Source organism: Sphingobacterium olei (genome assembly GCF_005048855.1).
Classification (GTDB): domain Bacteria; phylum Bacteroidota; class Bacteroidia; order Sphingobacteriales; family Sphingobacteriaceae; genus Sphingobacterium; species Sphingobacterium olei.
On the sequence record NZ_SUME01000005.1, the window covers coordinates 222,199 to 242,881 of the forward strand.

The 20,683-nt window shown below is 45.1% G+C and carries 13 protein-coding genes; 5 read left to right on the plus strand and 8 right to left on the minus strand.

All coding sequences use genetic code 11. The annotated features are described in order from the left end of the window. Position 1 precedes the first annotated feature (1 nt). From FAZ15_RS13490 to FAZ15_RS13505, 4 genes are all read right to left on the minus strand, one after another. Positions 2-1,366, minus strand: a complete 1,365-nt coding sequence (locus FAZ15_RS13490; protein WP_136901842.1) for a RagB/SusD family nutrient uptake outer membrane protein — start codon at positions 1,364-1,366, stop codon at positions 2-4. A gap of 10 nt (positions 1,367-1,376) precedes the next feature. Next, positions 1,377-4,892 (minus strand): SusC/RagA family TonB-linked outer membrane protein, encoded by a 3,516-nt coding sequence (locus FAZ15_RS13495; protein ID WP_238387252.1) that lies wholly within the window; start codon positions 4,890-4,892, stop codon positions 1,377-1,379. Between the two features lie 216 nt (positions 4,893-5,108). Next, the gene (locus FAZ15_RS13500) at positions 5,109-6,263 is read right to left on the minus strand and encodes a FecR family protein (protein WP_136901844.1); all 1,155 of its coding nucleotides are present in this window, start codon (positions 6,261-6,263) and stop codon (positions 5,109-5,111) included. A 76-nt stretch (positions 6,264-6,339) separates the two neighbouring features. Beyond that, complete coding sequence (locus FAZ15_RS13505) at positions 6,340-6,915, minus strand: RNA polymerase sigma-70 factor (RefSeq protein ID WP_136901845.1); 576 nt, start codon at positions 6,913-6,915, stop codon at positions 6,340-6,342. Positions 6,916-7,374: 459 nt separating this feature from the next. Here FAZ15_RS13505 and FAZ15_RS13510 point away from each other — a divergent pair, with 459 nt between their 5' ends. The 4 genes from FAZ15_RS13510 to FAZ15_RS13525 all read left to right on the plus strand — a co-directional run bounded on the left by FAZ15_RS13510 (position 7,375) and on the right by FAZ15_RS13525 (position 14,084). After that, on the plus strand, positions 7,375-10,548 hold the full coding sequence (locus FAZ15_RS13510) for a SusC/RagA family TonB-linked outer membrane protein (RefSeq protein ID WP_136901846.1): 3,174 nt from the start codon (positions 7,375-7,377) through the stop codon (positions 10,546-10,548). Between the two features lie 26 nt (positions 10,549-10,574). Next, positions 10,575-12,119: a RagB/SusD family nutrient uptake outer membrane protein gene (locus FAZ15_RS13515; protein WP_136901847.1), complete on the plus strand. Its 1,545-nt coding sequence runs from the start codon at positions 10,575-10,577 to the stop codon at positions 12,117-12,119. Between the two features lie 127 nt (positions 12,120-12,246). Beyond that, positions 12,247-13,008 carry a carbohydrate-binding protein gene (locus tag FAZ15_RS13520; RefSeq protein WP_136901848.1) on the plus strand — a complete coding sequence of 254 codons (762 nt, stop codon included), beginning with the start codon at positions 12,247-12,249 and terminating at the stop codon, positions 13,006-13,008. A gap of 11 nt (positions 13,009-13,019) precedes the next feature. Continuing rightward, the gene (locus FAZ15_RS13525; protein WP_238387253.1) at positions 13,020-14,084 is read left to right on the plus strand and encodes a glycoside hydrolase family 43 protein; all 1,065 of its coding nucleotides are present in this window, start codon (positions 13,020-13,022) and stop codon (positions 14,082-14,084) included. 64 nt (positions 14,085-14,148) lie between these two features. Here the strand turns inward: FAZ15_RS13525 and FAZ15_RS22985 are convergent, their stop codons facing one another. After that, the gene (locus FAZ15_RS22985; protein ID WP_262709302.1) at positions 14,149-14,271 is read right to left on the minus strand and encodes a hypothetical protein; all 123 of its coding nucleotides are present in this window, start codon (positions 14,269-14,271) and stop codon (positions 14,149-14,151) included. Between the two features lie 2 nt (positions 14,272-14,273). Further along, on the minus strand, positions 14,274-14,738 hold the full coding sequence (locus FAZ15_RS13530) for a DoxX family protein (protein WP_136901850.1): 465 nt from the start codon (positions 14,736-14,738) through the stop codon (positions 14,274-14,276). A gap of 201 nt (positions 14,739-14,939) precedes the next feature. Between FAZ15_RS13530 and FAZ15_RS13535 the strand changes: the two genes are divergently transcribed. Further along, a complete protein-coding gene (locus FAZ15_RS13535) occupies positions 14,940-17,825 on the plus strand; it encodes a CHAT domain-containing protein (protein WP_136901851.1) in 2,886 nt (961 codons plus the stop codon). A gap of 280 nt (positions 17,826-18,105) precedes the next feature. On the opposite strand, the gene FAZ15_RS13540 is transcribed toward FAZ15_RS13535, so the two are convergent. Beyond that, on the minus strand, positions 18,106-19,020 hold the full coding sequence (locus FAZ15_RS13540) for a dihydrodipicolinate synthase family protein (RefSeq protein WP_238387254.1): 915 nt from the start codon (positions 19,018-19,020) through the stop codon (positions 18,106-18,108). A gap of 9 nt (positions 19,021-19,029) precedes the next feature. After that, on the minus strand, positions 19,030-20,679 hold the full coding sequence (locus tag FAZ15_RS13545) for a sialidase family protein (protein ID WP_136901852.1): 1,650 nt from the start codon (positions 20,677-20,679) through the stop codon (positions 19,030-19,032). Positions 20,680-20,683: the final 4 nt, after the last annotated feature.

Genomic DNA, 20,683 nt, shown 5'->3' on the forward strand with positions numbered 1-20,683 from the left:
TTTAAGGATTTTGTACGATGTCAGGATTATAAACAGTCACTTGTATAGGTATCTGCAATGTATATTTGCTGCTTTTTGGTTCCAATGTAGCAATCACCTCATTCTGCGCATTTGTACGCGTTACGGTAGGCATTCTGTCTTCCATATCCAGACGTCGCATATCAAACCAACGTAAGCCGTGAAAAGGAAATTCACGTCGTCTCTCATTAAGTACCTCATCCAAAATCACCTCCTGATCTGTTGATTCAAATGCCCTGCTGTTTCCGGTATACCGATTGGTACGGACGATGTTTAAATGCGAAAGGGCTTCTGTCAGGTCGTTTGCTCTAACCGCGCCTTCGGCTGCAATTAAATGCATCTCCTGGACTGTCGTGCCCGAATTGGTTAATTGGAATACCGGTGTAATGGCAGCTGCATAAAACATAGTGGCTCCTCTGGCAGGACTGGCAAAATTATAATACAATACCGTTCGTCTCGCATCGTTGCTCGCGAAGATGTCTTTTAGATCCTGCGATAACGTCAGGCCTAAAGCGATAGATGATCTTCCATAAATAACATCGGGATGTGACACGACATTAGTGGTTGTCGGGAAGGTGGCAGGGTTGGTGAAATCAATAATTTTTGCCCGTGTATTGTCCAGTGCCAGCTCAGCATAACGGCGTGCCTCATCGTATTCCCTTCTGTATAAATAAACTCTCGCCAGTACACTATAGGCAGCAGCTTTAGAACCGCGGAACCGTGCATTACTGTTATCCGTTGGTAGATCAGGAATGGCCTTAGTAATATCATCAATGATGTATTGGTAAATTTCGGCAACACTTGACCTAGACGGTATAGTTTGGCTCACATCATCAGATGTAATGTATGGTACAGCAGGATCGGATGATGCTGTTGCCGGGTTGAAAGGTTTACCATACTCATTCACCAAATAAAAATAGGAGTGCGCACGCCCCAATAAAGCTTCTGCTCTTAAATTTCTTTTCTGTGTTGGAGTTCCACCTTCTGCACCGTCAATACCCAACAATACGGTATTAAAAAGATTAATACGTTGATAGTGTTCACCCCATAGGTATGTATTCTCATTTAAATTCGTTGTAAACTGCGGAGCCCACGTGTAGATCAATTCTGCGAGTGAACTCGGAGGATTACCAATATTAGGGAGGTCGATGTTATCCGTCATATAATTCAGGATATTATCTGCAGGTGTTTCTGCAGTCAGTGTTACGCTGTTTAACCACTGGTCGAAATCATCGGTTGTTTTGAGTAATTGTCTACCCTTGGGTTCAATATCCAGGTATTTGTCGCAGCTGCTAAGAACCAGGCAACAGAGTAATAGTACGGTAGCTATATATTTAAATTTCTTCATTAGGACAATTTTAAAAATTAGTGAACAAACCAAGTGTATAAGTAGGCGTGACATAAGACTTCGCATAACTTCTTGTCGCCATACTAAAATTATAACTGTTGAAGCCTACTGTATAGAGGTTGGAAGCCTGTGCTTTGATCTCAAAGTTTCTAAAGCCTGCCTTTTTGATAAAATTAAGGTCGTTTAGGCGATAGGAAACCGTAATGTCACCAATGGTCAGATAGTCACCGTTTACGACATAATTGCTGTTATAGCGATACGCCCAGCTTGGATTTGTAGCCATTAAATCCAGTAGGTTCGGGATGTCTGTTTTCAGCTCGTCGCCAGGAACCCTCCAGTAATTCCCCGCGCCCTCCAAAGGACGGTTATCGGATGGGGTGGGTCTTGGAACTCTTACTTTAAATCCACCGTAATAGTTAATCATCGCGAAAAAATAGAAGTTGCCTACATCGATTCGGTTGCTCAATCCAGCATTGATACTTGGAAGTGTTGTTCCGGAATACTGTACAAGACCGGAATCTTCACTCGACATGGCAGTGGTTAGCGGTTGACCTGTAGAGCTGGTATTCACCACATACTCTGTACCGTTGTGATCAACGATGATCGGGTGGCCCTCATTATTTAATCCTGTCATATTGTAGGAGAACATAGCGCCAACCGGATAGCCGTCAACATACCCGATTACATTGAGAGCCTGCGGATTGTATCCGCCCGCCCTGAAGACATCTAGCACTTTACTGTCGTTTTTGGCAACTACGATACCGGTATTCCAGTTAAAATTACTTTTGGAAATCCAATCGGCCTTCACACTTAGTTCCAGACCGTTGTTTCGGATGGTGGCAAAATTAACGAGGGCTAAACCTGCACCTAACGCTGGTGAACCTGCTCCCAGTGTTGGATCAACCCGCGAGGACCCCATGACATCACTCGTTTTCTTGGTGTAATATTCAAAGCTACCGCTAACGTTCTTAAAAACATTAAAATCAAGTCCCAGATTAAAATTCTCAGTCGTCTCCCAGCGAAGACTACTATTGGCATTAGAAAATAACACCAACGAGGTAAGCGTAGGTGTATTTGAAAGGTTGTTCTGCGATGTAGCAATTACCTGAGGTAACGATAATTTGGCCACATTTCCGTTAAAGCCAAACGCTCCGCGCAATTTTAATTGGTTCAACCAATTGATATCATCCATAAAATTCTCTTTATGGATGTTCCATCCAGCACCTAATGACCATAGCGGTTTGTATTTATATTTCGGATCTGTACCAAAGAGGTTAGACTGATCTATACGAATACTTCCGGATAAGGAGTAGGTGTTTTTATACGAATAGACAAGATTTGAAAAGGCCGATAAATACCGGTCTTCGTTGTACATCTGATCAAAGAAGCTGTTTAGTGAACCAAGTGTATTGGAGGTAACCAACGTACCCCTTACTGCAGAGGAGCCCGTAAATATCGATGCATAATCTACCGGCTGTTGAAGTAAGCTCTGATCATTATACCCGAAATACGACGCTAAATTCCCTTTGTCCAGAACGCTGCGTACTTCAAAACCTGCTATCCCGTTGAAAGAATGATCGCCAATCTGCTTGTCGTAGTTAAGCTGTGCACGTGCGGTATACCCTGTTGAACTACTGTTTTGCTGGCGCAGGAACGCGCCGTTCGGAAGGTTCCTTTTAAATGTTCCCGCTGTCACGGTATAATTATTTACCCAGGCATTTACTTCTGCAGATCCCTCATTCGCGAGATGTCTATACTCTGAACGGGAAGTTTCGTATACGCCACCAAATAAAAGGTTGAAGCCCTTTCCAAGGTCGTAATTGAAATTGGCAATCGTCTTGTAATTCATTATCTGCGTCTTATCACTTACAGAATTTGCCTCAGCCAAGGGATAATAGTTTTGATCTAATAAGCCCTGTGACATAATATAATTGTTATATACCGGTGCAAAGCTTTCCGAGATGATGGCGGCAGGATTGCCATTTTCGTCTACATAACGCTCATAGCCAGCATAATCATCAGGACCGGGTATAGGAGCCGCCTTGAATTTCTGATTTTGGTATTCTGTGGTAAGCTCTAGGCTCAATTTATTGGAGAGTTTAAGCGTAGTGCGGCCTGTTAGTAAAAGTCTGTCATCGCCATTGTTAATTTCATTATTGCGATTGCCGGTGTAGTTGGCCGTAATGTAGTATAATGCGTTAGGAGAACCTCCCGATACGTTGAATGTATGCGTTTGTGTGAGTGCTGTTCTTAAGAACAAACGATTGTAGTCACTTAGGTTATCATAGGCGGCTAGCTCCGCAAATGAATTTTCCGCTTGCTCTGGCGAAATAATACCTGCAGCAAGTTGTGCCTGTATAAAGAATGGAATAGAACGTCTGATATTACCTACACCCGGGTTAAATAAAGTTGCCCATGTGGAGGGAGCAATATTGAGATTCTGTCTTTCTCGTACATAATTTGCATTAACCTCCGATGCATTCGGGTCCCAGCGGTAGCGGCTGTAGTTTTCCTCTGGTCGCAAACCCCATGTCGTTCTAAAATTAAATCTTGGTGCGCCCACATCGGCTTGTTTTCTTTGAATAACCATGACGCCATTCGATGCCCGCACACCATATACGGTTGCCGCTGCGGCATCTTTTAATATCGTTACCGAAGCAATTTCATTGGGATCAATCATATCCAACGTGAGCTCAGTGGGGTAGCCATCAACTACAATAAGGGGGCTCTGGTTAGCCGACATAGTAGAAATACCCCGGATATTGAATAACGGACGGCTCGACTGCCCCTGCCCAGGGACTGTACTGTTGAAGGTTACATCGTTATTGATCATCAGTCCGGGCATACGATTCACCAGTCCGTCCAGAAAGTTGCTGCTTATTCTGGATTCAAACTCTTTGGTGGTAATCTGTGCAATAGCTCCCGTACTATGCTCAGGCTTTATTTTCTGATATCCTGTATTAACCGATACCATCACCTCTTCTAGATCGTCGACATTTATTTGCATCGTTATCACACCCAACGATTGGACAGCTTTCACCTCTTGTTTAGCATATCCTGTAAAAGTGATCACCAGTATAGCCCTCTCATCCACGTTCTGGATAACAAAGTCCCCTGTACTACTGGTCAATACCCTACGTTGCGTACCTTTGATCGTCACCGTCGCACCTAATAGCGGTGCTCCTTTGGAGTCTACTACACGACCCGAGACGGTAATGTCCTGAGAAACTGGAACTGCCGTCATGCGTACATCCTCGCGCAGTGCTACCTTCTTTCTGCTCACCACGACAAATTTATCTTCAACAACGTAATCAAGCTGCTGACCTTTAAAAATCGTCTTTAGCACATCATGGAGTTGCACGTTGTGCACTTCTATAGAAATGGGCTTAGTCGTTTTGAGCACGTCGGTAGAGACGATGAAATCGACACCGGCCTGTGCTTTGATTTTCTCAAAAATACGCGACAACGGTGCGTTTTTCTCGGATAAAGAAATATGCTGGGCCATGCTGGCGGCACTGACCTGCATCAATGATATTATAAATATTATGGTGGTGAGTCGCATAATTAGCAATAATTTCCTATAAAATTTATACATTTAGTAGTTGGTTTGATAACACATAAAGCCCTTGTTTCGAAGCTGAGGCTTTTTGTTGTTGTTTGTTGATTCAATTATTTAAATTAGGTTAAACTGACAGCCAATTCCCGCTTGCTAAAGGGAGTTGGCTTTTTTATTATATGGTAGCTATTTTGTCACTATGATCTTCCTCCCTTCTATTGTAAAATGAACTTCCCCTGTTTTTTCCATCATGTTGAGTATTTGGCTTACATTCCTGCCCCTGGATATCGAGGCATTCAGTTTTACGTCCGATACATCTCCTAGATAAACAATATCGACGTCATACCATCTCGCTAACTGCTTCATGATATCCGGCACACTTTGGTCTTCAAACCTAAAGTCACCTTCTTTCCATGCGATTACTTCGTTGACATTTGCCGTTCTTACGACTATCTCCTGCCCAGTTATTAGCGACTTTTGTCCCGGCTTTAATACTTTTTTAGCACCGTTAGTATTAGCTGTATGCAATGGTCTGACACGCACGGACCCTTCGATCAGTGTGGTCTGTGCGACAGTTTCGTCTGAATAGTCGTTAACGTTGAAGTGTGTTCCCAAGACCTCGATCTCCTGTGCCCCTGAAACCACAATAAATGGATGCTGTTTGTCTTTAACAACTTCAAGATAGGCCTCTCCGGAAATTTCTATGCGCCGGTGCTTAGCGCCTGCAAAAGATGCCGGAAACTTTATGGATGAAGCGGCATTGAGCCAGACTTTAGTTCCATCAGACAGAATTACCTGATATTGTCCTCCTCGTGGAGTTGTGATCGTATGTAACGAAGTGCGCTCATAGGCTAGTGCATCCTTTGGGGGAGTGTTACTGATTTTCGATCCATCGCCATAACTTAATGCCGAGGCATCGATAACTACGGCATCCTTTTTATCACTGAGCGAGACCACTTCACCATTGGGCAAGGTAAGGGTAGCGATATTTTTACCTGGAGCTATGTCATGCACATAACTCCTCGCTCGATCTGTTTTATCGGGTAGCGGCTCACCAAGGTTATGATAAATCCCTATACCTACTGCTGTCACAACAATTGCAGCTGCTGCCGCAATGGACACACGGCGCCACAATCTTCTGGGGGTGTTATTAAAACCTACCCGATCCATCACCTTGGATCGCATGCGGGATTCCGCCTCCTCCAGCTGCACCTCGGTTAGCAAGAGACGGTCTTCCGTATTCCAGCTGTCATACCAGGCGTCAAGCTGCCTCAATTCAGATTCTGAACAACGTCCCTCGCGATAACGTTGTAAAATTTCTTGTTCGTTCTTTCTATTCATAACATAAAGTCAACACGGACTCAATATTAACATAACAGTTCAGAGAAGTGAATCGGGGATATGAAATTGAAAAAAATTAAAAAGTAGTCGTGCAGCTGATAAGAATTCGAACACCGATCCTAAAACGTAGTGTCTTCAGGGATTTCTTTATCTGGTCCGCTACCGTATGTTCAGATAGTCCTAGCCTAGCCGCAATTTCTTTATTACTGAGGTGTTTATACCGGCTTAACACAAACACCTCGCGCATACGTGGTGGTAGCGCATTGATTTCTGATTCGATAATAGCTGAGAGCTGCTTCTCCTGAATCAGTTCGTCTGCGATAGGATAAGACGGTTGCTCGTAGTTCTTGATAGCAGAGGCATAATCGGACACGATCTTACTATGGCTTAACATATTTAGGATGCGATTGCGCGTCATGGTAAACAGATAACCTGACAAGTTGATATTTTGAACAAGGCTGCGCTTTTCCCATAAGACCACAAAGATATCCTGCACTAAATCCTCTGCCGCGTCCTCATCACGGATTTTATTTAATACATGACTATACAGCAACTTGTTATAGCGGTTGAATATCTCCGTAAATGCAGACCGGTCACCAGCTACAAGTAGCGCTATTAACTCACCATCATCCTTAAGGTCATAAGCCGCCATTGTCGTAAATTATTACGTTTCTATTAAATATCAAACAAATTTTGTTTAGTAGATGGCAAAAAAAATGCAAATAGTTAATAAAAAGTATTTTATTTTTGATGATACTTTAATACGTGACTAGTATTCAGTGTATTAAGCGATTGTTCATCGCGTAGTGTTTTTAAAAAAGAACATTAGTCACAAGTATAAAGATACGGATCTATTCGCAGTATCCAAAGGGCATGGGGCAAAGATCCGTCTCATCGGACCATTTCCCAATAGAGTGGCACGTTAGCGAAGATTTTTTAGGTGGAGAGCGTATACGAACCGCAAAATAAGCTTCAATGTATTTTGATGCCCAGGCTAGCGCGAGCATTTTTGATCGTAGAATGAGACGAATGTAGCTTTTTTTGAGATGATATGTATCTCTTTGTTTTTTAAGACCGATTATATTTGGGGTATATAAACCTTTAGATTCTTATGAAGCATTTCGCAATTGTATCAGCTCTGCTTTCTGCTATTTTTGTTTTGCAGTCTTTTTCTCAGGCGAATGGTTCCCCACCTTCGGCATTCGAGGGCGGTGGCCAAAATAATTTAAAATTTAAAAGAATACAGGAATCAATTCCGATAAAAGGGGTTGTGACAAATCTAAACGGTGGCCCGGTCGGCGGTGTCTCTGTGCAGGAGAAAGGTACAAATAATAGCACGATATCTTCCGCGGATGGAAGTTATGCCATAAATGTGGGTAATCCCGAAGCAATACTAGTGTTTTCATATGTAGGATATGTAACACAGGAACTTTCGGTGTCAAGCAATCAAACGTTGAACGTAGTATTGCTGGCAGATGAAAGTGACATCGAGGAGGTTGTCGTGATCGGCTATCAGTCTATACGCAAAAAAGACCTTACGGGAGCAGCAACACTGGTTGAAACCAAAAATACGGAAGCTAAAGTAGCCAGATCTTTACCCGAAGCACTTCAGGGCCAATCTTCTGGTGTAGTGGTAAGAAACTCAGGTGGTCCCGGGCAAGGTGCGGTTATTAATATTCGAGGACTAAGCACCTTATACGGAAACGCAAATCCGTTATATGTTATCGACGGGATGCTATCAGATCCAAACGTCACGATCAACCCGAATGATGTAGAAAGTATACAGGTGCTAAAAGATGCTTCTGCAGCGGCTATATATGGAGCGAGGTCTGCGAATGGTGTCATTATCATCACGACGAAGAAAGGAAGAACCGGCCCCATGAAGGTTAATGCTTCGGCACGATACAGCATCGTTAACCTCCCGAAGATGTACGACATGATGAATGGACAGGAGTATGTGAACATGAACAGGCAAGCCTATGAAAATGCAGGATATACACAGCAGGCAGCGGTTGCCAGCTACGACGGTACCGACGTTGACTGGGCGGACGAGTTATTCCGTACAGGCGCAATACAGGATTACAATGTCTCCGTATCGGGAGGCGGCGAGTCCTCTAAATATTTTATGTCGGGTTCTTACTTTAAAGATGTGGGTACCGTAATCGAGCGTAAATTCGACCGCGCAGCTTTACGCCTCAATACAGAGACCTCTCGAGGCCGGTTCCGCGTCGGAGAGAACCTGATGATCTCCAACAGCTACGGACGATCGCCCTTCTCGGGTGGTGCGTTCGGCGGAAATCCATTTTACGACGCATTTAACATGCTACCCATTATACCGATTAAAGGTGCAGGGTTTGTAAGTGATGCCAACCCCGGAGGCTGGGGGATAGGCTCAGAGAACGCCCGTACCTATTCACGAAATCAGGTAGCACAGGCGTCGATTACCAATTCCGACTACAATTATGTAAAGATGATGGGTAACCTCTACGGGGAGGCCGATATTACAGACTGGCTTACCTATCGATTCAATGCAGGACTGGAAACCAGCTTTGACCGGAGAACTGCTCTGCGAGGCAAAGGAATATGGTACTGGAATCAAGCCGACCAGCCGACGCGGATCGAAGAAAATCGTTCCCAGTTCTTAAGTTACCTGTTCGAGCATACGTTAAATTTTAACAAAACCTTCGACAAGCATCAGGTAAATGGTGTGTTTGGCTATACCCAGCAGACCATCGGATCATCGGGTATTGGCGCCCAAAGAACCGATCTGCTCGCTGCAGGAGACCGCTATTTTACCACGGTCAATTCCGCCACGGGAGAGATGGTAGCGTCCGGAAGTAGGGGACGAAACTTTATCGATTCTTGGCTCGGCCGTTTCAATTATACCTACGACGATCGGTATTTAGCCACCTTCACCTTTCGCTCGGATAAGGACTCGCGCTTTTCGAAGAATTTCCGCACGGGATTTTTTCCGTCCGGAGCATTGGCCTGGCGTGTCAGTAACGAAGATTTCTTCGACGTGAGCTGGCTGCCGGAACTGAAATTGAGAGGTTCATACGGTGTGTTGGGCGCGGCTAACTTAGGTAATTATGCGTACATCGGTCTCATAAATCAAGCGCCACGAGCTATTTTTGGTCAGGGTGATCAAAACAGTTACGTCGGTGGCTCACAGGTAAACCTCGTGGATCCGAATTTGCGCTGGGAAGAAAAAGAGACCTTGAATCTAGGATTTGATGCCGCCTTGTTTGACCGGAAACTTAATGTAACATTCGATGTATTCCGTTCGGTGACTTCAGATGTATTGCTCTTTTTGCCCATTCCCGGTTATCTAGGAAGTATAAACCCGGACATATTTACCAATAGAGGTTCTATCGAGAACAGGGGGGTGGAATTAGCGCTAAACTACCGTCCGCGGCAGGGGCAGGAACGCGCATTTAATTGGGATATTACCGGGAACATCAGTTTTATCCGTAACAAAGTGCTAGCACTGGGGAATCTCGGTATTGACCCGGTCACAGGACTACCGAGAAATTATATTCAAGCAGGTAACACACGTACGCAGGTTGGACGCTCCATCGGCGAATATTACGTGATACGGACAGACGGTATCTTCCAGAATCAGGACGAAATTGACGCACATCGGGCACAGGCAGATATTGCCCAGCCCGGCGATATTCGCTATATTAATCTGTCGGACAGGGGTACGGGAAACGATATTACCCCAGATGATAGAACCTTTGCGGGAACGCCATGGCCGGTATTTACGTCAGGTCTTATGTGGAATGCATACTACAAAAATTTCACGATGAACCTACAACTTTACGGCGTCGTGGGCACCACGTTGTATAATGACATGCGCCGGGATTTCGACGGAATGGGTTACTCCAACTACCGAAGCGGTATTACGCCATGGACGGCTGAAAATCCAACAGACTTCCCTAGGCTGGGCGTGTCGTACAACAGCACGACGCCAGGAGACCCGGCTATAGACCGAGGAATTGTATCTAATGTGCGGGGCGATTCGGATCGCTGGTTGGAAAATGGCTCGTACCTGCGGCTAAGTAACGTGCAGATTGGCTATAATGTACCGCAACATCTTTTGCAAAGGCTGCACATACCTTCGCTGCACGTATATGTAAGCGGACAAAACCTCTTTACAGTAACCAACTATTCAGGATTGGATCCGGATGTGGTAGGGGCAAACGCAAATTTGGAACCCGGTGTGGATGTGGGCGCTTGGCCGCCGAACAGAATCATATCTTTTGGCTTATCCTTTGGCTTATAACTCGTTGAATAGAAAAATCATTTAAGATGAAAAGACATACTCTAATTATATTAACTGCTTTCGTTTTTCTTGCGACTGCTTGCGAGCGGAATTTCGATGAGCCCAATCCCGATATGCTCACTGCGGACTCTTTTTGGGAAAATGAAACCGATGCCATTAAAGGCGTGAATGCTATATACAGCGCATTGAACCGAAGTAGTAACTACTATAACCGGGGCATGCACTTTTTGTACCTCTTGCGCTCCGATGAGGGCTTTGGGTCGGGGGGCGATATCGGTCTTAACAATAATGTGGCCTTCGCTTTTACGGATAACAATACCAGCAGAGGTACTTGGAATGCCATCTACCACGCAAACTACCGGGCGAATCAGGTCATCACCTATGTGCCGCAGATCGAAATGGACGAAACGTTAAAAAAGCGGCTTGTTGCCGAAGCAAAGGTGTTACGTGCGCTGAACTACTTTAATCTGGTCGTATTTTGGGGCCGTCCACCTCTGGTGTTAACACTTCTATCGCCAGCTGATGATTACCCGTCGAATGCGACACCCGAGCAAGCCTTTGCACAGATTGAGAAGGACCTAACCGAAGCTATGGTCGACTTGCCACCGTCTTATGATGCTGCGGATGTAGGTAGGATCACCAAAGGGGCGGCGCATGGCCTATTGGCAAAGGTCTATATGCAGCAGGGTAAATTCGCGGAGGCCAAAGAGGCGATGGAATGGTTAGTGACAGGCGATGGCGCCAGCAACTACGGCTTGATGGACAACTATGCAGATAATTTTAGGAAAGATACAGAGAACAATAGAGAGTCCGTTTTTGAGATTCAGTTCAAAGAAAATGCCGCAGAGAACGGAGATGACGATACCAATCCGGGAATAAGCCTCAATACCGGAGCTTCCGTACCTAAATTTCTGGCACCACCTAGTCCGGGGCCAGGTTTTGGAGATGGTGCAGCAAGACGCTGGATCGTTGATGCTTTTGATACCGAACGGACCGTCGATAATAAAAAGGATCCCCGTGCGGCTGTTAGTTTTATCTATGACAATGCCGATGAAAGAGGACCGGCTTTTACCATGGTGTATGGGCAGACCTGGCTGAGCCGATACGGTGCAGACGATAAGCGCGTGTGGTTTAGAAAGTTGCTGAATGACGATTGGAAGAATAATGAGATATTCAGCTCGCCGAATAATTACCGCTTGATCCGGTATGCGGATATCCTGTTGATGTATGCGGAATGCCTGAATGAAACCGGGCAGACGAATGCCGCATACGTCTATGTAGATGAGGTTCGTCAGCGTGTAAACCTACAGCCTCTCAGTGATGTAAAGCCAAATATGGGTCAACTCGCTTTCCAAGAGCAGCTGAAGCATGAACGTACGTTAGAATTAGCAGGTGAAGGTTGGCGGTACTTTGATATGGTGCGCTGGGGAGAGTTTTCCAACAACCTGGAGACCCTGCGGGAAAGGGATGCGGATTTTATCAATTTTATTTCAGGTAGACATGAGTGGTATCCTATTCCGCAAGCGGATATAGATAACAGCCCAAACCTTACACAGAATCCCGGTTATTAGCCCTAAATCGAAGCAGCAATAACTCTTGACAAACAAATGATACAGCTATGAAATATCCGTGTTGCACCAGTATACATATATTTAACCTGGATACTTCATATGGCTTTAACGACAAAATAGTGTACATATGAACAAGTTATTATACCTCTGCCCGCTATTCTTACTCTGGATAGTGGTCGGATGCGAAAGAGAAGAAGATCTTCCCGTGAGCATGAATCCGCCAACGTTACGTCTCGACGCCGATACGGTCGCGCTGTCTGAAAGTGTTTACACATTAACTGCGGAAGGCAAGAGTGCGTACGGAGGCCCACAGCTCAGCAAGGTGGAGTTTTACAAAGGGGAAGAAAAAATTGGGGAAAAGACCATTGCGCCTTATAACTTTGGCTATACCGTGACTGAACTTATACCCGAAGAAGAGCTTTCTTTCCACGCCGTTCTATTCGATAGAGCGGGTAACCGTGTCCAAAGCAATACCGTAAAAGCGAAGGTGCGGGTGGGCGCCAAACGGATCGAAGCGGAAAATACAATCATAAGAGGAGTTGCCAAAAAGGCGGATGACCCAGCTACGCGGGAAACCTCCTCTGGCCAAGCAAAGGTGGGCGCTATAGACAATACAGATAGCGGTATTGATGCCACTATACAGATATTGGCCGCCGGCGATTACTTGATCCGCGTGGCTGCAGGTACGGGTTTCGATGGCACAACCCACAAGATCTATATCGATGATCAGTTTGCAGAAGCGAAAGTATATAGTATTCCGAATAGGGGATGGAATACATGGCAAACCTTCGACCTGGTATTTAATTTATCAGAGGGCACACATAAAATAAGTATCCGACACAACACGGGGTACGGTGAGCTGGACTACTTGGAATATTCAAAACTGTAATACCTATGCGCATGAGACACATAATATATCTTGCTTTTCTAATCATTTTATTAGCTTGCGACAAACGCGGAGCCGGACTCTTTCTAGCTACGCCCACAGCACCGGAGGCAAGCGGACCGGCAAAGTTTCAAAATCCCTTATTGAACGCTGCTCCGGATCCCTGGGTCGCACAACGGGGGAATTTTTATTATTTCCTACAAACTCATGGCAACCGGATTGAAATCCGAAAAACGGAAAAAATGAGCCAACTTGCATCAGCGAGCAGCACCGTGGTGTTCAATGCTCCCGCAACGGGCATTAACAGCAGGGATGTATGGGCTCCGGAAATGTTCTTTCTGCAAGGGAAATGGTATATTTACTATACGGCCAGCGACGGGCAGGATGTTAATCACCGGATGTTTGTGCTGGAAAATGCCAATGAAGATCCCACGACAAATAATTGGGTGGACAAGGGACAGTTGATGACGCAACCGGCCGATCTGTGGTCTATAGACGGTAGTATTTTCGAACATAACAACGAGTTGTTCTTTATCTGGTCGGGCAGACCGGGAGCGCAAAACAACAACTTAACGCAGAACATCTACATCTCAAAAATGTCTAACCCTTTTACCTTAACGGGTGAGACGGTCATGATATCGACACCACAGCATGGTTGGGAGCGAAATGGCTTCGGCGTAAACGAAGGACCGGAGATATTAGAAAATCCCGATGGAGATGTATTTATGATTTATTCGGCCAGTTACTGCGGTACGGACGACTATGCACTGGGTTTGTTGCGGTTGGCCGATAATGCGGATCCACTGAAAGCCGCTTCGTGGTCTAAAAACGCCAATCCGGTATTTACAAAAGCGCCTAGCGCATACGGCGCAGGTCATAACGGTTTTTTCAAGTCCAAGGACGGAAAAGAGGATTGGATCATATACCATGCAAATATAGAATCTCATCCCAATAACAACGGTTGTGGCAATGTACGCAGCACACGTATGCAACGGTTTACTTGGAATGCAGATGGTACACCCAATTTCGGAACGCCCGTAGCTGCGGGTGCATTTCTTGAAGTGCCTTCTGGAGAGTAAACCAGCAAAGACGGAATACCAGAACGGATAATGCACGGGCAGACCTCAGTAGAAGGGCTGTGATCTATACTATGCAAGGGACTTCATCACGCATCAGGGCAATGTGTGATGCAGGACCTCCAAAACCGATGATGCCCAACTTTGCGAAGACTTTAGCAAGTTCTTTCAAATTTACTTTCTCTTCCATTCTTATTTTCTTAATTCGACTTCATCTATTTGATTTAAAGTGTTGGGGTTGAATGCAAGGCTATCAATCGACCATCGACCTCCTCCTTTTATCAATAGGAAGATGTTTCCCAGGAGCATGGCCCAATCGGTTCGGCTTCCGTGCATCATTTCCCAAAATCCCTTTTCCGCTAAAACTTCTGATTTGGTGGCTGCAATGGCAACCAGCATAATAGTAATCAGGGGAATACTAGCTAGTCTTGTGAAAAGTCCAGTAAGGACAAGTATTCCACAGAGAATTTCAAAAATGCCTACAAAACTTCCTAAAAATTCGGGAGACGGTAAGCCAATTTTTTCAAAACGCCCCGCTCCGCGAATAGCTGGGAATAAAAATTTCTGAATGCCTTCCGAAAGAAATACGGCACCTATCATGATACGAATAAGTATGGTGGTCTTTGATAGGTCTGTCTTAGTTATTTTTTGAAACATAATATGTAGATGTTTTAATGAAATTTGAATTTTTTATTTAATTTACATTATACAAATTTCGTGCAACAGAAAGTGATTGATACGGTATATTTGAAAATATCCTAGTGGCTTTTAGGTATTGCGAAATATAAGCGGAGTGACACCAGTGTAACGTTTGAAAAATCCATTGCGCCATTTGTCTATATTTAGTATATTTACCTCATGAGTAAGACTTTATGGATTGTTATAGGCATTGCCTTCATCTGGTTCCAAAGCGGATCACGCCTCCCGAATAGCGAAAGCCAGGAAGAACTTATCGAGACCCTTCAGGTCTTGGCATCGAGCGGCAAGACATTCTATAGCCAGAATAAACTGGACAGCGCTGCTTTTTACTTAGATAGCGCCAACCGGCTCATTAATAGGTATCATATCCTTGATACTGCCCTTGTTCAGGAAACGAAAAACACCTACGGTATTGTTCTTGCTTATTTGCAACGCAACGGTGAGTCGATTAAGGTTTTTGAAGAGCTGAACGCATTCTACCTTCAGGTTGAGGACGATCCCCACATCAAAACAAAAAGAGCTAAGGTTTTTAACAACATAGCCATTAATTATAATTTTCTTTCGGATTACGAACAAGCCATCCGGTACTTTGACAGCTGTCTCGTCATTTTCAACGACAGGTCATTGTTACAGGACAAGCAAACGCAAACTCTTTACTTGAACAAAGCGCTCAATCAACTGGATTTGGGAGACTACCAATCAGCATTGGAGAATATTGAGCTATCGCGTCACATCCGTGGGCAGAACTCCGTTAGTTCGCAAGATCAATACGCCTTGATGCGGGAAAATCTGATATACGCCGAGGTCTTACTTGAAATTAATCAAGATAAAGAAGATATCTTGGCTGCGATAAAACATCTTCATGAAGGTATTGCCATTCTACGAGCTATCAATCCCGGCGATTATTACCACGGATCTTTTCTGGGGCTACTTTCTAAAGCACATTACCTGCTGGGTGCGTATGAAGAGGCTACGGATTATGCCATCCAAACTCAAAATTTTTTAATATCCTCTTATGGCGATAAATATACCGGACTGATCTTTAGGTACAATGAGTATGCTAAAATACTCGTGGCACAAGGTAAAATTGATTCAGCACGTCATTACCTATCCAAAGCCCTCGAGATACCGGTACAAGCTGATGCCAATAAAACGATGTATAAAGTGCAGGCTTTGTTGCAACTAGCTGATATAGCGAATTTAGATTCTATACCGATGTTCGTGTCACGCGCTACAGACTTACTTTTCCCGGGTTTTAGCGATACGACAGATATTCTTCGTAATCCTCCTCCTAATCTTATTCCTACGCATCCGTATATGGGTGCATTTTTTACTAAAAAAGGCGCTTTACTTCATAAACTCTATCAACAAAACGGAAGGGTCGACTATCTGGTGCAGGCGCTGGATTGTTACATGATTGCGATCAGGGAGGGGGGTAGATCTCGCAAGGGGCTGATGACGTTGAGGTCTAAAGCGACGTTTTCTAATTTACTTCATGATAGCTTTTCCCAAGCCATGGCACTCGCCCATACATTGTACGAAAAGACAGGCGCGGATACGGATCTCGAAAAAATCTTATGGATCTCCGATCAGTCAAAATCAGCACTTCTAAAGGAACATTTAGTAACGGCCTTAACCACTTCCATTGGCGTCCCTCAACAAGTGCGTATAGAAGAGCTGGAATTAAAGAGCAAAATTATTCAGCTCGAGCAACGCGTTTATTCACATAGTGCTGCCAACCAATTATGGCCAGATCGAGAAGGTGGCAGCGTGATGGCGGAATTACTGGAGGCAAAATTAGATTTTGACAGATGGTTACGCAAGCTAGATGACAAATATCCAAATTATCGACAGATCATGTATGGGGTTTCCTACACTGAACAGGAAGAGAAGCGGGTCAATATTAATGAAAACAGACTTAAAGGCAAGACTTTGATTGACTACTTTGATAGTGAACGGACGTTTTATATTCAGTATATAACGAAAGGAAAAAAAGGCGCCATAGCTGTCGAAAAATCAGAAAAACTCATGAGCGCCATAGCAAATGTAAGAATAGCATTGAGTGATCCAAAAGGTCACGAAACTTACGAACATGCTGCAAAACTAATGTATGACCATCTGCTGTTTCCCGTAATTCGGGAAACGTCGCCAGACCATATAGTGATTATTCCCGACGGGATACTGGCGCATATTCCTTTCGAGGCTTTGTTAGATTCGGTCGATCACGCGGCCCAAACGTTTAAAGATTATCCGTATCTTGTTCATAAGTATCGCTTCAGCTACCACGGTGCTCTTTCTTTGCTTGAACGGCCTCAGCATCGAAAAATAGAAGATGGAGAACTTTCCGTATTTGCAATGGCTCCGACTTATAATGACCAATCGTCACTTGCAAAGTTACCTAACGCTGCAAATGAAGTTGTTTCAATACAAGATATTTTCCCTGGTCAGTTTCTACAAGGCTCTAACGCTACGGAAAGTAGCTTGAAGCAAATGACCGGAAAACCAACCATTATTCATTTGGCCGTACACTCCGCAATTAACAACCAAAACCCCCTTCAATCACATCTTATTTTATCACCTGATTCGTCGAACGATGGTTTGCTTCATACATACGAATTATTGTCGATGAATTTGGATGCCGATCTGATATGCTTATCTGCATGTAATTCTGGATTCGGTGAACTTCAAAGAGGAGAAGGGGTTATGAGCCTTGCCAGAGGCTTCATGTATGCAAATGTACCGAATGTGCTCATGAGTCTGTGGGCTGTTCCCGACAAGGCAACCGGAGATATTATGAAATCGTTTTATGCAGAGCTGAGAAATGGCCGACCTTATGACCAAGCCATACATCAGGCTAAGATTGCATATTTAAGTAATGCCGATGAACATTTGTCAAACCCCTTTTATTGGGCCTCATTTATATATATGGGAGATATACCCAATGATGATCCAATAGCTGTATTTTGGTGGTGGGTAATAGGCGGATTGGTACTCGGGGGTGCAATAGTTTTATATTATAATAAGCGTAACCCCATTAAGGAATGAAAACATTCTAGCATAAAATATTTACTGCAACGATTTCAATCTATGTTGTCTATAAAAAGAAGTATTTTCTGGTCTTGCAAAGTTTGCAATACTTTTGATAATTATTTTATCTGCTGTTACCATCGAAATTATGCCGGACAGATAGATATGACTAAGCGAAATGCCAGCAACTACGATCCCAACTAGAGGAGATGCTACGAAATAACGCCGCAGTCCAATTAGCATGGTGATCAGTATAAAGGTGATGTATTTCATGAGTATTTCCCCGCATCAGGCGGCCTTACAAGCGCGCTACCAATTGCATAAATTGTAACTTTTCCAGATCCTGATCAAGCTTACTGGAGCTCTCTGCGCTTAACGAACGCAAGGGTAGGCGTGGTTCGCCCAAATCCAACCCGGCTACCTTCATCAGCGCACGCTGGGTCGGAATGGGGCCGTATTTTACCAACAGGCCAACCATGCGAACGGCTTCAAAGTGAAGCTTCTCCGCTTCTTCCCACTTGTTTTCAGCGACATGGGCAATTACCTGGTTATACAGTTTCCCGGCATAATTATAGGTGCTGCCAATAGCGCCCTTTGCACCTACTGCTAAGGCTGGTAGCAGCAATTCATCGTAGCCGAACAGGATGTCAAATTTTCCATCTTTGTAATGCAGGCAGGACTGGTATTCGTGAATCGTGGATGCCGTATATTTTACCCCCGCAAAGTTAGGGATCGCTTCCTCGGCAAGCGACAGGAATTCCAGCATATCGATCTGTAATCCCGTTACATGCGGTATATGGTAGTAGTAAAAAGGTGTATTTGGAGCTGCCGATGCGATCTCGGCCATACTCTCTACCAAAACTTGTACCGATGACGGTTTAAAGTAGAATGCCGATACCGCCGAGATGTAATCCGCCCCAATCTGTTGTGCATGTGCAGCCAGACGACGTGCTTCGTTAATCGCACTGTGGCCTACGTGTATAAATACCAATAGTCTTCCTTCTGCTGCCTTCATGTAGGCCTCTGCAATCTGCATACGTTCTTCGACCGACAGGCTAGGTCCTTCTCCATTCGTGCCACATACAAAAACACCTTTCATACCTTGCTCGAGCAACTGATCCACGATAGCGGGTATCAGCGCTAAATTAACAGATCCGTCTGGATTATATGCGGCAAATGCCGCGGCGATTAAGCCATCTATTTTCTTTATCATTTGATTTGTTTATTTTATAATATCCTTTATTGCGATTTTCTGAAACACCATACCGGCCTGGCTGCTCTCGTACAGAATGCCGATGTGCTGCTCGTCGATGGGCGCGATGCAGGAGTAGCCCCGGCTGCTTCCTACGTCAAGCAGGAGCTGATGCGATTTCGGCCAACTGTTTCCATCGTCAAGACTCGCCTTTATGGTCATATGGTGACGTTTGTTTTTTGAATTCGGGTTAGAGAAAAATAACGGGTGCTTTGTCTTGCATTTTAATGGGTAGGGATGCGTAACCAGGCTCGCCATGCAGGTTGGTTCTGGCAGCGCGTTGAAGGATGTCTGATGTTCCCGCCAAGAGGCACCCAGATCGGCCGTAACGCTAACAGCGCGGCCATTGTTGTTACCCATGTTGTTGCGATTTGTATTGGCGCGCATGTTGAGCATCAGGTCACCATTGCTGAGTTGCACCACCGCACATTCGGTCGTTCCGCCTTCCACGCGAAGGGCGGGGTTAGACGCATGCCAGGTGGCACCTCCATCCTTGCTGTAGGTGATGTTAGAGAACGGTTTTCCCGAGCTGTCGCGACCTTGTGTGGGCATGACCAGCGTGCCGTCGCTCAGGCTGATCCCATTTCCCGGGGCAGGCGCCCATAGCCACCAGTCTTTCTGTTTTCCCATGGCCGTGATATTGACTGGCTGACCCCATGTTTTGCCGTCGTCCGTACTTTTTACAATCAAGAACTGTGAAGAGGTTTTTATATCGTAGCCCGGTTGGGATCCGCGTTGCCGCCATTGGTGATTCCAGACCGTACTGGTGTCTGTTAGGTTCGAGATCCATTGTCCCTTGTCGTCCAGTACGCCATGCATCCAGGTTGCGGCGATATAGATCGCGTCCGACCCTGCATCAACGAGAATACAGGCATCCGATACCCCGTTAAATTTCTGGGGAAGTCCACCCCACTCGCCCATGTCCATCGCGATCTGGATCGGCTGCCAGGTCTCTCCGCTGTCTTCACTGCGGTGCAGACCGATATCCATATGCCCCTGTAGGTCACGCGCACTTTCGTAGCGGGCGTCGAAAATAGCGAGTAGCGTACCCTTGTTACTGCGCGCGAGTCCGGGGATGCGCGAGGTGTGTATATCGTCTTGCATATGCTCCCGCAGCGCTATACCAGTATTATATTTTACGGGATTAAGCTGTTTGACAGCTTGTGCCTTTCGGTCCACCTGTGCGCGCTTTACGGTGAAAGTGAAGGTTTCGCCCACACGGTGTGGTTCCGCCAATAGGCAGGTTACATACAGGTACGTTTCGGGATGCGCAATCGCATAATTACCGGCTATTTTTTTCGCTTCTATTTTGGAGGTGGCCCGGCCAAAAAGTTTCCATTCTGCCTTTACGTCGTTCGCGTAGAGCGAATCGTTCCCTGCAGCATAGATCCGCAATTCCATGGCAGGGCTAGTCAGTTTACTATCGTTCCAGACCACCGATATGCCCTCCAATATCTTACCCTGTAATCCCGAAACTTTTATTCTCGAAACAACGGTTTCCTTCCCGATCAGTACCGGAACTGCGCGCTGTATTTCTACGATGTTGTCATTGCTGCTTACGCCATATGTGTCTGCTGTAGCGAGCTGAAACCACAACAGCGTCAAAAATAGTATTCTCATTATC